The following is a 14393-nucleotide window of genomic DNA, read 5'->3' as shown; positions in this document are numbered from 1 at the left end:
GCCTCGGCGGGTTTTTTCTCGTGGGGCCGGCGAAGGTCCGAAGCTCGAAGGGCTGGCGCCGATCGTGTCGCCCGGCGTCGTGGTGCTGGTGCTCGGCAGCTTCCCGGGCGCGCGTTCGCTGGCGGAGGGGCGCTACTATGCCCACCCGCAAAACCAATTCTGGAAGATCTTGCAAGCCCTCTGGCCCTCCAGCCCGCTGCCGCCCGGCACGGCTCCCTCCGAACGCGCCGACTGGCTGCTCGAACGCGGTCTCGGCGTCTGGGACGTCTACAGCACCTGTGCCCGCGAGGGCAGTCTCGACGCCTCGATCCGCGACGCGGTACTCAACGATTTCGCCGGCCTCGACCTGCCGCGCCTGGCCGCCGTGGCGCACAACGGTGCCGAGAGCTTCCGCCATGCGCCGAAGGTGGTCGAGGCGCTGCGCGCCGGCGGCCATGGCCAGCTGCCGGCCTACAGGCTGCCCTCGACCAGCCCGGCCCATGCGGCCTGGTCCTTCGGGCGCAAGCGCGACGCCTGGCGCGACGTGTTCGCACGGCACGGGCTGGTGGCCTGATGGCCGCGCGCAAACCGGCCTTGCCCGAGGTCAACTTTTCCGATTGGGGCGACATCCGTTATCTGCACCTGGGCACCGAATGGGTCCAGGGCTCGATGAAGATCGATGCGCCCTTCGAGATCGAGCTCGAGTACGTGCAGCGCATGATGGCCTGGCTGCTGTTCGTCGAGCCTTCGAGCGTGATGAGCCGCCATGCGATGCAGCTGGGCCTGGGCGCAGCCACGCTGACCAAGTTCAGCCGCAAGCAGCTGCGCATGCGCACCACCGCGATCGAACTCAACCCGCAGGTGGTCGCGGCCTGCCGCGGCTGGTTCAAGCTGCCGGCCGACGATGCCAAGCTCACCGTGGTGCTGGCCGATGCGGGCCTCGAGATCCAGAAGTCCACGTGGCACGGCACGGTCGATGCGCTGCAGGTCGACCTCTATGACCACGAGGCCGCGGCACCGGTGCTCGACAGCGAAACCTTCTATGCCGATTGCCGCGCGCTACTCACCGAAGACGGCGCGATGACGGTCAACCTGTTCGGCCGTTCGTCGAGCTACGAGCGCAGCCTGGAAAAGATCGCCGCGGTCTTCGGCGCCGACGCGGTGTGGGCCTTCAAGCCCACGCGCGAGGGCAACACCGTGGTGCTGGCCCAGCGCACGCCGAGCCGGCCCGCGCGCGGCGTGCTTGCCGAGCGTGCGCAAACCATCCAGACTCGCTGGGGCCTGCCGGCTCCCAAGTGGCTGCGGGTCTTCAAAACCATGTCATGAATGCCGTCTCGCCGCCCGTGCCCCAGCCTGCATCCTCGCGCCACGAAGGTCCGCTCGACCTGCGCCTGCTGATCGGCTGGCTGGCCACCGACGGCGTGATCTCGCCGCATGAGGCGCAGCGCACCATCGCGCGCTGCGCCCAGGCCGAGAGCCGGCAGGCGCCACTGGTGCGCCTGGCCAACGTGGCGATGACGCGCGAGCGCGACGGCAAGCCGCTCGACCTCGAGATGCTCACCGAATGGCTGGCCGGCCGTGCCGGGCTCAGCTATCTGCGCATCGATCCGCTCAAGGTCGACGTGGGCAAGGTGGCCGACACCATGAGCGCGGCCTACGCCGAGCGCCACAAGGTGCTGCCGGTGCAGGTCACGCCCCATGAAGTGGTGGTGGCCACGGCCGAGCCTTTCCTCGTCGACTGGGTGTCCGAGGTCGAGCGCCAGTCGAAGCGCGCGGTGCGTCGCGTGGTCGCCAACCCGACCGACATCCAGCGCTACACCGCCGAGTTCTTCGCGCTCGCCAAGTCGGTGCGCGCGGCGCAGAAGGCCGGCGGCAATGCCGGTGGCGCGAGCTTCGAGCAGCTGGTCGAGCTGGGCAAGAGCAACAAGCAGCTCGACGCCAACGACCAGAGCGTGGTGCAGGTGGTCGACTGGCTCTGGCAGTACGCCTTCGATCAGCGCGCCAGCGACATCCACCTCGAGCCGCGGCGCGACCAGGGCGTGATCCGCTTCCGCATCGACGGCGTGCTGCACCCGGCCTACCAGATGCCGATGGGCGTGATGAATGCGATGGTCGCGCGCATCAAGCTGCTGGGCCGCATGGACCTGGTCGAGAAGCGGCGCCCGCTCGACGGCCGCATCAAGACCCGCAACATGCGCGGCGACGAGGTCGAGATGCGGCTGTCGACGTTGCCCACGGCTTTCGGCGAGAAGATGGTGATGCGCATCTTCGACCCCGACACCGCGGTCAAGGACCTCGACGCGCTGGGCTTCGCGCAGCACGACGCCAAGCGCTGGGAGCAGCTCGTCACGCGGCCGCACGGCATCATCCTCGTGACCGGGCCCACGGGTTCGGGCAAGACCACGACGCTGTACTCCACGCTCAAGCGCGTGGCGACCGAGCAGGTCAACGTGAGCACCATCGAGGACCCGATCGAGATGATCGAGCCTTCGTTCAACCAGACGCAGGTGCAGCCGCAGCTCGACTTCGGCTTCACCGAGGGGCTGCGCGCGCTGATGCGCCAGGACCCGGACATCATCATGGTCGGCGAGATCCGCGACCTCGCCACCGCCGAGATGGCGGTGCAGTCGGCCCTCACCGGCCACCTGGTCTTCAGCACGCTGCACACCAACGATGCGCCCAGCGCCATCACGCGGCTGATGGAGCTCGGCGTGCCTTCGTACCTGATCAATGCCGTGATGCTGGGCGTGCTCGCGCAGCGCCTGGTGCGCACGCTGTGCCCGCTGTGCAAGCAGCCCGACGAATCGGTCACGCGCGAGAAGCTCGCGGCCTTCGTGGCGCCCTGGCAGATCACCGGCTCGGTGCGCGCCTACAAGCCGATGGGCTGTGTCGATTGCCGCATGACCGGCTACATGGGCCGCATGGGCCTGTACGAGTTGCTGAGCGTCAGCGAAGACTTCAAAGCCCGCGTCACCAAGGAACCCAGCCTGCTCGCCCTGCGCCGCCAGGCCGTGACCGACGGCATGCGCCCGCTGCGCCTCGCCGGCGCCCTGCGCGTGGCCGAAGGCGTGACCACGATCGAGGAAGTGCTGAGCGCCACGCCGCCCCTCGAATAGCGCGCGGCTTCCCTGCTCCTATTCCAGGGACACCGCGGAACCGGCTTCGCCGGGCCGCAGGTGTCGCCCCCTTGGGGGAAGGCGCCCGCGACACGAAGTGCGCGAAGCCCTCGGGGGTAACCCTATGTGCTTCCTAGGTGGAATCCACATCGACCTGACCGGACGCTGACCAGACAATCTCCCGTTCGATTTGTTCGAGGAGACTGTTCGTGAAAATCAAAAGTCAACGCGACTTTTTTGCAGGGCTGATGTTCGCCATCGTGGGCGTCGCCTTCGCATGGGGTGCATCGACCTACAACGTCGGCAGCGGCGCCCGCATGGGCCCGGGCTACTTCCCGCTGATGCTGGGCATCGTCATGGCCTTCATCGGCTTGGGCATCATGTTCACCGGCCTGACGGTCGAAACCGAAGACGGTGAAAAGATCGGCAAGTGGGCCTGGAAGCAGGTGGTCTACATCATCGGCGCCAACCTGGCCTTCGGCATCCTGCTCGGCGGCCTGCCGAGCCTCGGTGTCCCGGCCATGGGCATGATCATCGCGATCTACGCCCTGGTGATCATCGCCAGCCTGGCCGGCAACGAGTTCGATTTCAAGAAGGTGCTGATCCTTGCGACCGTGCTCGCCGTCGGCAGCTACTGTGCATTCATCTGGGCGCTCAAGCTGCAGATCCAGGTCTGGCCGACCTTCATCACGGGTTGAGGAATAGAAAATGGATCTGGTAAACAACCTCTCGATCGGCTTCGGCGTCGCGTTCACCTTCACGAACCTGCTGTACTGCCTGGTCGGCTGCATTCTCGGCACGCTGATCGGCGTGCTTCCCGGCATCGGCCCGGTCGCGACCATCGCGATGCTGCTGCCCGCCACCTATGCGCTGCCGCCCGTGTCGGCGCTGATCATGCTGGCCGGCATCTACTACGGTGCCCAGTACGGCGGCTCCACCACCGCCATCCTGGTCAACCTGCCGGGCGAATCGTCCTCTGTGGTGACCGTGATCGACGGCTACCAGATGGCGCGCAAAGGCCGTGCCGGCCCCGCGCTCGCCGCGGCCGGTTTGGGCTCCTTCTTCGCCGGTTGCGTGGGCACGCTGATCCTGGCCGCGTTCGCGCCGCCCTTGACCGAGATCGCCTTCAAGTTCGGCCCTGCCGAGTACTTCTCGCTGATGATCCTGGGCCTGATCGGCGCCGTGGTGCTGGCCTCGGGCTCGCTGCTCAAGGCCATCGCGATGATCGTGCTGGGCCTGCTGCTGGGCCTGGTCGGCACCGACGTGAACTCGGGCGTGGCCCGATTCAGCTTCGACGTTCCTGAACTGACCGATGGCATCGGCTTCGTGGCCATCGCCATGGGTGTGTTCGGCTACGGCGAGATCATCGCCAACCTGTCGCGCCCTGAGGAAGAGCGCGAAGTGTTCACCGCCAAGGTGTCCGGCCTGTTCCCGACCAAGGAGGACTTCAAGCGGATGGTCCCGGCCGTGCTGCGTGGAACGGCACTCGGCGCTTCGCTGGGCATCCTGCCCGGCGGCGGTGCGCTGCTGGCGGCTTTCGCGGCCTACACGATCGAGAAGAAGACCAAGCTGCAACCGGGCGAAGTGCCCTTCGGCAAGGGCAACATCCGCGGCGTGGCTGCACCCGAGGCGGCCAACAATGCCGGCGCGCAGACATCGTTCATCCCGCTGCTGACGCTGGGCATTCCGCCCAACGCCGTGATGGCGTTGATGGTCGGCGCGATGACCATCCACAACATCCAGCCGGGCCCGCAGGTCATGACCAGCAACCCCGAACTGTTCTGGGGCCTGATCGCCTCGATGTGGATCGGCAACGCGATGCTGATCATCCTGAACCTGCCGCTGATCGGCATGTGGATCAAGCTGCTTTCGGTGCCCTACAAGTACCTGTTCCCGGCCATCGTGCTGTTCTGTGCCATCGGCGTGTACTCGACGAACAACAACACCTGGGACATCTGGATGGTGGGCATCTTCGGTTTCGTCGGCTATACCTTCTTCAAGCTCGGTTGCGAACCTGCGCCGCTGCTGCTGGGCTTCATCCTGGGCCCGATGATGGAAGAGAACCTGCGCCGTGCGCTGCTGCTGTCGCGTGGCGACTGGAGCGTGTTCGTGAGCCGTCCGATCTCCGCCGGCCTGCTGGCCGCCGCGCTGCTGCTGCTCGTGATCGTGCTGCTGCCGGCCGTGAAGTCCAAGCGCGAAGAAGCCTTCGTCGAGGAGTAAAACCACCCCCGATGCGCCTGCGGCGCCTCCCCCTCAAGGGGGCGACACCAGCGGCCCGGCAAAGCCGGTTCCGCGGTGTCACTTGGCTCTCCCCCGAGGGCTCGCGCACTTCGTGTCGCTCCGCCAACCCCCTTCCAGGGGCAACACCTGCGGCCCGGCGAAAGCGGTTCCGCGGTGTTTCACGAAAGACGGCGCCCCTTCGGGCGCCGTTTCTTTTATCAGGGCTTGTTTGCCCGCGGCGGCTTCATGTGCTGCCTGGCCATCGCCAGAAAGGCCATGGCCGCCGGGCTGAGCGGATGCTTGGCCAGCCGGATGGCGACGACCGGGTATTCCAGTGTCGGGCGCGTCACGGCCACGGCACGCAGGTTGCCCGGCATCAGCACTTCCACATAGCGCGGCAGCAGCGCCACGCCCGCACCCGCCTGGATCAGGCCGAAGGCCGTCGACAGCATCGACACGTGATGGGCCACGCGCGGGTACACGTTGGCCACGCTCGAGAGCTGGCGGCTGACGGCGCGCCACACGTTGGCATCGGGATTGACATGGATGAAGGGCAGCGGCTCCAGGTGCCGGGCATCGACCACCACGCGCTGCGCCAGCGGATGGTCGTCGCGCACGAACAGGGCCATGCGCTCGGTGAACAGCGGCTCGGTCGCCAGTTCCGAATGCTTCTGCCCGATGTCCGATCCGAAACCCAGGTCGGCCTCCTGCGAGAGGATGCGCGAAATCATCTGCTCCGCCGTGCTGTCGAGCAGCGTTGCCGCGAGCGTCGGATGCATCCGGGAAAAGCGGCCCAGCACCGGGGGGAGCAGGGCGCCCGCCGTGAGGTGACCCACCGCCAGCACCACACGCCCCTCGCGCAACTGCGACTGCGAGCGGCAGGCCTCGACGGATTCGTCGATCAGGCGCAGCGCACGCACGGCGGTCTCGAACATCACCTGACCGGCGCTCGTCAGCTGGATGCGGCGGCCCCGCACCACCAGCGGCTGCCCCAGTTCTTCCTCCATGCGCTTGATCAGGTGGCTGATGGCGGGCTGCGTCAGCTGCAGGCTTTCCGCAGCCAGGGTGAAGCTGCCCGATTCGGCGACGGCCGCCAGCGCCCGCAACTGCTGCAGCGAGACATCTTCCGTGGCGTTCTTTGTCATAAGCAGCGCTCATAGTTGAATAAGTGAAATTATCTGGCTTGATGGGCGGGGGCTGCATAGCATGCGAGCTTTCTTCCACGGGGACAGAATCCAGCACCATGAAAAGAATCCAGTTCCTTCGAGGGGCCGCCATTGCGCTGTGCGTGGTCGCGTCGTCCGCCGGCCTGGCGCAGGGCTACCCGAACAAGCCGATCCGGCTCGTCGTGCCGTTTCCCGCGGCTGGCGCCACCGACCTCTTCGCCCGCACCCTGGGCCAGAAGATGGGCGAGAAGCTCGGCACCACGCTCGTCATCGACAACAAGCCCGGCGCCGGCGGCGCCATCGGCTCCGACCAGGCCGCCAAGGCCGCGCCGGATGGCTACACGCTGCTGCTGGCGACCACCAGCACGCACGCCATCGGCCCCGCGATCAGCAAGCTGCCCTACGACACGGTGCGCGACTTCACACCCATCGCGCATGTGGGCGATGCGGCCAGCATCATGCTGGTGCCGGTCAACTCGCCCGCCAAGACGGTGCGCGAGTGGATCGCCTACGCACAGAAGAACCCCGGCAAGCTCAACTACGCCTCGAGCGGCAACGGCACCATCGTTCAACTGACCGCCGAGTTGTTCAAGTCGCAGGCCGGCGTGTTCGTCACGCACATCCCCTACAAGGGCACGGCGCTGGCCATCCCGGACCTGATCAGCGGCAAGGTCGACGTGCTCTTCGATTCGCTGCCGACCGGCATGCCGCACGTGCGCGATGGCCGCCTGCGCGCGCTGGGCGTGACCTCGCTCAAGCGCAGCCCGCTGGCGCCCGAACTGCCGCCCATCGCCGACACGCTGCCGGGCTACGAGTCGAACACCTGGTTCGGTTTCTATGGCCCGAAGAATCTGCCGGCCGACATCGTGGCGCGCATCAACAAGGCAGCGAACGAAGCGCTGGCCGACCCCGAGGTGAAGGAAAAGCTCGCGCGCCTGGGCATCGAGCCTGCGACGCCGGGCACGCCCGACCAGTTCGCCAAGCTGGTGGCGGTCGACGCCGCCAAATGGAAGAAGATCGTCGTCGACCGCAAGATCACCAACGAATAGATGGCTCGCCCCCAGGCTGCGCGCACTTCGTGTCGCTTCTCCTTCCCCCTACCGGGGGCAACACCAGCGGCCCGGCGAAGCCGGTTCCGCGGTGTCACTGGGCTCGCCCCCAGGCTACGCGCACTTCGTGTCGCTTCTCCTTCCCCCTACCGGGGGCAACACCAGCGGCCCGGCGAAGCCGGTTCCGCGGTGTCACTGGACTCGCCCCCAGGATTCGCGCACTTCGTGTCGCTTCTCCTTCCCCCTACCGGGGGCAACACCAGCGGCCCGGCAAAGCCGGTTCCGCAGTGTTCCTGAAATATTCACGCCACCCTTGAAAGCTCGGTATGAAATTTGACTACAGCAACCCCTACCGCTCCACCCGCATCCCGGTCTTCGCGCGCAACGTCGTCTCGACCTCCCATCCGCTGGCGGCCCAGGCCGGCCTGCGCATCCTGCAGCAGGGCGGGAACGCGGTCGATGCGGCCGTCGCCACCGCGGCCGTGATGACGTTGGTCGAGCCGGTGAGCAACGGCCTGGGCAGCGATGCCTTCTGCATCCTGTGGGATGGCAAGGAACTGCACGGCCTGAACGCCTCGGGCTGCGCGCCGCAAGCCTGGACGCCCGAGTACTTCCGGCGCAAGCACGGCGACGGCGCGCGCACACCGCCGCAACGCGGCATGGATTCGGTCACGGTGCCCGGCGCCGTCGGCGGCTGGGTCGCGCTGTCCGAGCGCTTCGGCAAGCTGCCCTTCGAGGCGCTGATGGCGCCGGCCATCGAGATCGCCGAGCGCGGCTACCTGGTGCCGCCGGTGGTGCAGCAGAAGTGGGCCGCGGCCACGCCGATCCTGCAGAACCAGCCGGGCTTCGCGCAGAGCTTTCTGCCCTGGGGCCGCGCGCCCGAAGTGGGCGAACTGTTCCGCTTCCCGGCTGCTGCGCGCGCACTGCGCGCCATCGGCGCGACCCGCGGCGAGGCCTTCTACAGCGGCGAGATCGCCGAGGCGCTGGAGAAATTCTCCAATGCCAATGGTGGCAGTCTCAAGGTGCGCGACCTCGCGAACTGGAAGCCCGAATGGGTCACGCCGATCTCGCAGGACTACGCCGGCCACACGCTGCACGAGATCCCGCCCAGCGGGCAGGGCATCGCGGCGCTGATCGCGCTGGGCATCCTGAAGAACTTCGACCTGGCCTCGCTGCCGATCGACTCGGTGGCCTCGCAGCATCTGCAGATCGAAGCCATGAAACTGGCCTTCGCCGATGTCTACCGCTACGTGTCCGAGCCTTCGTCGATGGAGACGACGGTCACGCAAATGCTCGATGGCGCCTACCTGGCCTCGCGTGCCAAACTCATCGACGTGAACAAGGCACAAGACTTCAAGGCGGGCAACCCGGTCAAGGGCGGCACCATCTACCTCACGGCCGCCGACGAGAGCGGCATGATGGTGAGCTTCATCCAGAGCAACTTCATGGGCTTCGGATCGGGCTGCGTGGAGCCCGACTTCGGCATCAGCCTGCAGAACCGCGGCCACGGCTTCAGCCTCGACGCGGCCAGCCCCAACGTCGCGGCACCGGGCAAGCGCCCCTTCCACACCATCATCCCGGCCTTCCTGACCAAGGACGGCCAGCCGGTCATGAGTTTCGGCGTGATGGGCGGCAACATGCAGCCGCAGGGCCACATGCAGACGCTGGTGCGCATGCTCGACCACGGCCAGAACCCGCAGGCCGCCTGCGATGCACCGCGCTGGCGCTTCAACAGCGGGCTGGAGATCAATGCCGAGGCCGCGATGGACCCACAGACGCTTCAAGGACTGTCTGACCTGGGCCACAAGGTCGACGTGATCAACGACTCGTACCAGGACTTCGGTGCCGGCCAGTTCATCTGGCGTGCGGGCGATCCGGCGGTCGAGGGCTATGTGGCGGCGAGCGATCCGCGGCGGGACGGCCTCGCCGCGGGGTACTGAGTCCACCCCGAAACGGCGCACTTCGTGTCGCCGTCTCCCCTCAAGGGGCAGCATTTGGCTCTCCCCCGGGAGCTCGCGCACTTCGTGTCGCTTCGCTCTTCCCCCTTCCGGGGGCGACACCGGCGGCCCGGCAAAGCCGGTTCCGCGGTGTCTCTGGAATAAGAAAACTTGACCTCATCTCCCACCCCATCGGCAGCGGCTCCCAAATCCCTCCGCACTGGCCTGATCCTCGCGACCTTCGGCGCCATCGCGTTCAGCGGCAAAGCGATCATCGTGAAGCTGGCCTACCGACACGACGTGGACGCGGTCACGCTGATCATGTTGCGCATGCTGTTCGCGCTGCCGCTGTTCGTGGCGATGGCCTGGTGGGCGGGGCGGGGCAAGGCGGCGTTGACGCTGCGCGACTGGCTGGGCGTGATCGGGCTGGGCTTCTCAGGCTACTACCTGTCGAGCTTCCTCGACTTCGCGGGGCTCGCGTACATCACGGCCAGCCTCGAGCGGCTGATCCTGTACCTCAACCCCACGCTGGTGCTGCTGTTCGGCTGGATCGTCTACCGCCGCCGCATCCTGCGCCAGCAGGTGCTCGGCATGGCGATCAGCTATGCGGGCGTGCTGCTGGTCTTCGGTCACGAGGTGCAGCTGGGGCAGAGCAGCACGGCGGCCTGGGGCACGCTGCTGGTCTTCCTGAGCGCGGTGAGCTATGCGGTGTACCTTCTCGCAAGCGGTGAATTCGTCAAGCGCCTGGGCTCGCTGCGGCTGGTCGGGCTCGCGACCAGCGTGGCCTGCGTGCTGTGCATCGCGCAGTTCCTGCTGCTGCGGCCGATCGACGTGGCGCTGAACCTGGCACCCGAGGTGATCTGGCTGTCGGTGCTCAATGCGACGCTGTGCACCGCGGTGCCGGTGCTGGCCGTGATGATGGCGATCGAGCGCATCGGTGCGGCCATGGCGGCGCAGACCGGCATGGTCGGGCCGCTCTCGACTATTCTCATGGGCGTGGTGTTGCTCGGCGAACCCTTCACGGCCTGGATCGCGGCCGGGACGGTGCTGGTCATCACGGGAATCTTTGTGTTTACGCGAACCGGGCGCTGAGCCCGCAGGAGAATTTGAATGGACCTCGGAATTGCAGGCAAGACGGCCCTGGTGTGCGGCGCGAGCAAGGGGCTGGGCCTGGGCTGTGCCGAAGCCCTGGTGCGCGAAGGCGTGAACGTGGTGGTGGTGGCACGCGGTGCCGAGGTGCTGAACGCCGCGGCGGCGCGGCTCGAAGCCCTGGCCGCCGGCGTGGCGAACAAGCCCTTCGTCAAGGCCGTGGCGGCCGACATCACGACGCCCGAGGGCCGTGCCGCGGCCTTCGCCGCGCATGCCGATTACGACATCGTCGTGACCAACGCCGGCGGCCCCCCGCCCGGTGATTTCCGCGACTGGGACCGCGACGCGTGGATCAAGGCGGTCGACGCCAACATGCTCACGCCGATCGAGCTGATCAAGGCCACGGTGGACGGCATGGCCGCCCGCGGCTACGGCCGCATCGTCAACATCACCTCGAGTTCGGTGAAGTCGCCGATCGACATCCTGGGCCTGTCGAACGGCGCGCGCAGCGGCCTGACCGGCTTCGTGGCCGGCGTGGCGCGCACGCCCATCGCGGCCAAGGGCGTGACGATCAACAACCTGCTGCCTGGCGCCTTCGACACCGACCGGCTCAAGGGCACCATGGCCGGCGCCGCGAAGAAGACCGGTCAGGACATCGAGGTGCTGCGTGCCGCGCGCCAGAAGAACATCCCGGCGGGCCGCTTCGGCACGCCCGAGGAGTTCGGTGCCGTCTGCGCCTTTCTCTGCAGCCTGCAGGCCGGCTACGTCACGGGCCAGAACGTGCTGACCGACGGCGGCGCCTACCCGGGCACCTACTGAGGCGTGCGGCCCGCTGCGCGACATCGCGCGGCGTGGCAGCACAGGAAATCGCTTTCAACCGAACTCTCTGCAGGAACGAACCGATGAGCAAAGCCGTCCGTATCGACCGCCATGGCGGCCCCGAAGAACTCAAGATCGTCGACGTGCAGGTCGGCGAGCCCGGCCCGGGCGAGATCCGCATCCGCCACAAGGCCGTGGGCCTGAACTTCATCGACACCTACCAGCGCAGCGGCCTGTACCCCTTCGCGATGCCATTGCAGCTGGGCATGGAGGCCGCGGGCATCGTCGAAGCCGTGGGCGAGGGCGTGACCCATCTGAAGGCGGGTGACCGCGCCGCCTACGCCAGCCCGCCGCCCGGCGCGTACTGCGAGCTGCGCGTGCTGCCGGCCCGGAACGTCTGCCAGCTGCCCGACGCGATCTCCTTCGAGACCGGCGCGGCCATGATGCTCAAGGGCCTGACCACGCAATATCTGCTGAAGAAGACGCTGCCGGCCGAAGGCCTGCAGCCCGGTGACTTCATCCTGTTCCATGCGGCCGCCGGCGGCGTGGGCCTGATCGCCTGCCAGTGGGCCAAGGCGCTGGGCCTGCAGCTGATCGGCACGGCCGGCAGCGACGCCAAGTGCCAGCTCGCGCTCGAACACGGCGCGGCGCACGCGATCAACTACAGCAGCGAGAACTTCGCCGAACGGGTCAAGGCGATCACCGGCGGCAAGGGCGTGAAGGTGGTCTACGACTCGGTGGGCAAGGACACCTACGAAGGCTCGATCGACTGCCTGCGGCCCTTCGGCCTGCTGGCGGTGTTCGGCAACGGCTCGGGCCCGGTACCACCGATCAACCTGGGCACGCTGGCCTCCAAGGGCTCGCTCTACGTCACGCGGCCCACGCTGTTCACCCACATGTCCTCGCGCGAGGCCACGCAGGCCATGGCCGACGACCTGTTCGCCGTGGTGCAGAGCGGTGCGGTGAAGATCCCGATCGCCCAGCGCTATGCCCTGGAAGACGTGCAGCAGGCGCACCGCGACCTCGAGGCGCGCAAGACCACCGGCTGCACCATCCTTACGTTGTAGTCGCGACCTCACGGATCAGCCGCCACACCCGCTGCGCCAGCGGCGAAGGCGCGCGGTTGCGCCGGTGCACCAGCATCACCTGGCGCTGGACCCGCGGCGTGAGCGGCAGCGCGACCAGCGTGCCCAGCCCTTGCGGCGGCACGGCCAGCGCGGGCATCACGCTGATGCCGATGCCCGCCTCGACCATGCGGAACACCGTGGTCGGGTGGCCCAGCTGCTGCGCCACCTCGGCCTGAACGCCGTGCGCGAGCAGCGCCTCGTCGATCAGCCGGCGGCTGCCCGAGGCATGGTCGAGCAGCACCAGCGCATGGCCGCGCAGCCTCGACCAGCGCACACTGCGGTGCGCCGCCAGGGCGTGGTCGCGCGGCACCACCAGCACGAAGGGATCGTCGAGGATGGTCTCGGTCTGCAGGTCCTCGGCCGCCGAGGGCTCGATCACCACGCCGAAGTCGACCTCGCCGCTGCGCACGCTGTCGAGCACGTCCTGCTGGATGCGGTCGAGCAGCACCAGTTGGATCTCGGGCTCCTGCCGGGCGCAGGCCGCGATGCAGGCCGGCATGAGCTGCGCCGACAGCGTGGGGCTGCTGGCCACGCGCACCTTGCCGCGCCGCGCATGGGCCATGCCCTGCACGTCGAGCAGCGTCTGGTCGAGCTCGTCGAGCACCCGGCCCAGCCGCGCGGCCAGCGACTGACCGGCCTCGGTCAGCACCACCTCGCGCGTGGTGCGGTCGAGCAGTTTCAGGCCCAGCTGCGATTCGAGCTCGAGGATCGAGCGGCTCACCGCGGGCTGGGTGAGCGCGATCGCATCGCCGGCACGGCTGAAGTTGCGCTCCTCGGCCACGGCGAGGAACACGCGAAGCTGGCGCAGGCTGATGTTCATGCAGAGAAATCATATATCCATCAGATAAATCCATTTCTCTTGTGATCAAATCCCGGGCCCAATCGCGCCATGGCCCGCTCACGCTTCCTCCCCGACAACTTCACTCTCGCCCTGGTCACGACCGTGGCACTCGCCTCGCTGCTGCCGGCGGCGGGCCGCACGGCGCACTTCTTCGAAGGGCTCACGACGGTGGCCATCGGCCTGCTGTTCTTCCTGCACGGCGCCAAGCTGCCGCGCGAGGCCATCGTGGCCGGCGTGGGCCATTGGCGGCTGCACCTGCTGGTGTTCCTCAGCACCTTCGTGCTGTTCCCGCTGCTCGGGCTCGGGCTGCGGCCCGTGCTGCAGCCGCTGGTGACGCCCGAGCTCTACACCGGCGTGCTGTACCTGTGCGTGCTGCCCGCCACGGTGCAGTCGGCCATCGCCTTCACCTCGCTGGCGCGCGGCAACGTGCCGGCGGCGGTCTGCAGCGCCTCGGCCTCGACCCTGCTGGGGGTGTTCGTCACGCCGCTGCTGGTGAACCTGCTGGTGGTCTCGGGCGGTGCCGCTTCTTCTTCGCTCGATGCCATCGGCCGGATCCTGCTGCAGCTGATGGTGCCCTTCGTGGTCGGCCACCTGCTGCGGCCCTGGATCGGCGGCTGGATCAAGCAGCGCGCTTCGGTGCTGAGCGTCGTCGACCGCGGCTCGATCCTGCTGGTGGTCTACACCGCCTTCAGCGCCGCCGTGATCGAAGGCCTGTGGCGCCAGGTGCCGCCGAGCGCGCTGGCCGGGCTGCTCGTGGTCTGCGCCGTGCTGCTGGCGCTGGCGCTGTTTGCCACCACCTGGACCGCGCGCAAGCTGGGCTTCGACAAGGCCGACGAGGTCACGATCGTGTTCTGCGGCTCCAAGAAGAGCCTGGCCAGCGGCATCCCGATGGCGCACGTGCTGTTCGCCTCGGGTGCGGTGGGCGCCATCGTGCTGCCGCTGATGCTGTTCCACCAGATGCAGCTGATGGTGTGTGCCGTGCTGGCGCAGCGCTACGCGCGTCGGCCGGCGGACGAGGCCGTGGAGCCGGCCGCTGCCGGCGCCGCCTGA

13 protein-coding genes are annotated in these 14393 nt (G+C 67.9%); 11 read left to right on the top strand and 2 right to left on the bottom strand.

The genetic code is table 11. The features are described from left to right. Positions 1-64 precede the first annotated feature (64 nt). The 5 genes from ACSFBC_RS08385 to ACSFBC_RS08365 all read left to right on the top strand — a co-directional run bounded on the left by ACSFBC_RS08385 (position 65) and on the right by ACSFBC_RS08365 (position 5315). Positions 65-553 (top strand): DNA-deoxyinosine glycosylase, encoded by a 489-nt coding sequence (locus ACSFBC_RS08385; RefSeq protein ID WP_435509841.1) that lies wholly within the window; start codon positions 65-67, stop codon positions 551-553. Beyond that, positions 553-1305 carry a class I SAM-dependent methyltransferase gene (locus ACSFBC_RS08380; protein WP_435509840.1) on the top strand — a complete coding sequence of 251 codons (753 nt, stop codon included), beginning with the start codon at positions 553-555 and terminating at the stop codon, positions 1303-1305. Before ACSFBC_RS08385 ends, ACSFBC_RS08380 begins: the two co-directional genes overlap by 1 nt. Beyond that, positions 1302-3095 carry a type IV pilus assembly ATPase TfpB gene (gene tfpB, locus ACSFBC_RS08375; protein WP_435509839.1) on the top strand — a complete coding sequence of 598 codons (1794 nt, stop codon included), beginning with the start codon at positions 1302-1304 and terminating at the stop codon, positions 3093-3095. Before ACSFBC_RS08380 ends, tfpB begins: the two co-directional genes overlap by 4 nt. A 209-nt stretch (positions 3096-3304) precedes the next feature. Next, positions 3305-3793, top strand: coding sequence for a tripartite tricarboxylate transporter TctB family protein (locus ACSFBC_RS08370; protein ID WP_435509838.1), 489 nt, complete (start codon positions 3305-3307; stop codon positions 3791-3793). Between the two features lie 10 nt (positions 3794-3803). Next, positions 3804-5315, top strand: a complete 1512-nt coding sequence (locus tag ACSFBC_RS08365) for a tripartite tricarboxylate transporter permease (RefSeq protein ID WP_435509837.1) — start codon at positions 3804-3806, stop codon at positions 5313-5315. Between the two features lie 218 nt (positions 5316-5533). Here the strand turns inward: ACSFBC_RS08365 and ACSFBC_RS08360 are convergent, their stop codons facing one another. Then, the gene (locus ACSFBC_RS08360; protein WP_435509836.1) at positions 5534-6460 is read right to left on the bottom strand and encodes a LysR family transcriptional regulator; all 927 of its coding nucleotides are present in this window, start codon (positions 6458-6460) and stop codon (positions 5534-5536) included. 98 nt (positions 6461-6558) lie between these two features. Here ACSFBC_RS08360 and ACSFBC_RS08355 point away from each other — a divergent pair, with 98 nt between their 5' ends. From ACSFBC_RS08355 to ACSFBC_RS08335, 5 genes are all read left to right on the top strand, one after another. After that, a complete protein-coding gene (locus ACSFBC_RS08355; protein WP_435509835.1) occupies positions 6559-7530 on the top strand; it encodes a Bug family tripartite tricarboxylate transporter substrate binding protein in 972 nt (323 codons plus the stop codon). 326 nt (positions 7531-7856) lie between these two features. Continuing rightward, complete coding sequence (locus ACSFBC_RS08350) at positions 7857-9470, top strand: gamma-glutamyltransferase family protein (protein WP_435509834.1); 1614 nt, start codon at positions 7857-7859, stop codon at positions 9468-9470. Between the two features lie 168 nt (positions 9471-9638). Continuing rightward, positions 9639-10559, top strand: a complete 921-nt coding sequence (locus ACSFBC_RS08345) for a DMT family transporter (RefSeq protein WP_435509833.1) — start codon at positions 9639-9641, stop codon at positions 10557-10559. 18 nt (positions 10560-10577) lie between these two features. After that, complete coding sequence (locus ACSFBC_RS08340; RefSeq protein WP_435509832.1) at positions 10578-11375, top strand: SDR family oxidoreductase; 798 nt, start codon at positions 10578-10580, stop codon at positions 11373-11375. Positions 11376-11458: 83 nt separating this feature from the next. Continuing rightward, a complete protein-coding gene (locus ACSFBC_RS08335) occupies positions 11459-12442 on the top strand; it encodes a quinone oxidoreductase family protein (RefSeq protein WP_435509831.1) in 984 nt (327 codons plus the stop codon). On the opposite strand, the gene ACSFBC_RS08330 is transcribed toward ACSFBC_RS08335, so the two are convergent. Further along, complete coding sequence (locus ACSFBC_RS08330; protein ID WP_435509830.1) at positions 12432-13322, bottom strand: LysR family transcriptional regulator; 891 nt, start codon at positions 13320-13322, stop codon at positions 12432-12434. The genes ACSFBC_RS08335 and ACSFBC_RS08330 overlap by 11 nt on opposite strands. Positions 13323-13391: 69 nt before the next feature. Between ACSFBC_RS08330 and ACSFBC_RS08325 the strand changes: the two genes are divergently transcribed. Continuing rightward, complete coding sequence (locus ACSFBC_RS08325) at positions 13392-14393, top strand: bile acid:sodium symporter family protein (protein ID WP_435509829.1); 1002 nt, start codon at positions 13392-13394, stop codon at positions 14391-14393.

The organism is Variovorax frigidus (genome assembly GCF_051216515.1).
Classification (GTDB): Bacteria; Pseudomonadota; Gammaproteobacteria; order Burkholderiales; family Burkholderiaceae_C; genus Variovorax.
This window is presented reverse-complemented; position numbering and strand designations above follow the sequence as displayed.

What these genes read in the sequence shown, in the direction of transcription:
- ACSFBC_RS08365 (WP_435509837.1), top strand. Translation starts at nt 3,804, where the DNA reads ATGGATCTGGTAAACAACCTCTCGATCGGCTTCGGCGTCGCGTTCACC.
- ACSFBC_RS08340 (WP_435509832.1), top strand. Translation starts at nt 10,578, where the DNA reads ATGGACCTCGGAATTGCAGGCAAGACGGCCCTGGTGTGCGGCGCGAGC.
- ACSFBC_RS08360 (WP_435509836.1), bottom strand. Translation starts at nt 6,460, where the DNA reads ATGACAAAGAACGCCACGGAAGATGTCTCGCTGCAGCAGTTGCGGGCG.
- ACSFBC_RS08355 (WP_435509835.1), top strand. Translation starts at nt 6,559, where the DNA reads ATGAAAAGAATCCAGTTCCTTCGAGGGGCCGCCATTGCGCTGTGCGTG.
- tfpB (WP_435509839.1), top strand. Translation starts at nt 1,302, where the DNA reads ATGAATGCCGTCTCGCCGCCCGTGCCCCAGCCTGCATCCTCGCGCCAC.
- ACSFBC_RS08330 (WP_435509830.1), bottom strand. Translation starts at nt 13,322, where the DNA reads ATGAACATCAGCCTGCGCCAGCTTCGCGTGTTCCTCGCCGTGGCCGAG.
- ACSFBC_RS08380 (WP_435509840.1), top strand. Translation starts at nt 553, where the DNA reads ATGGCCGCGCGCAAACCGGCCTTGCCCGAGGTCAACTTTTCCGATTGG.
- ACSFBC_RS08350 (WP_435509834.1), top strand. Translation starts at nt 7,857, where the DNA reads ATGAAATTTGACTACAGCAACCCCTACCGCTCCACCCGCATCCCGGTC.
- ACSFBC_RS08335 (WP_435509831.1), top strand. Translation starts at nt 11,459, where the DNA reads ATGAGCAAAGCCGTCCGTATCGACCGCCATGGCGGCCCCGAAGAACTC.
- ACSFBC_RS08325 (WP_435509829.1), top strand. Translation starts at nt 13,392, where the DNA reads ATGGCCCGCTCACGCTTCCTCCCCGACAACTTCACTCTCGCCCTGGTC.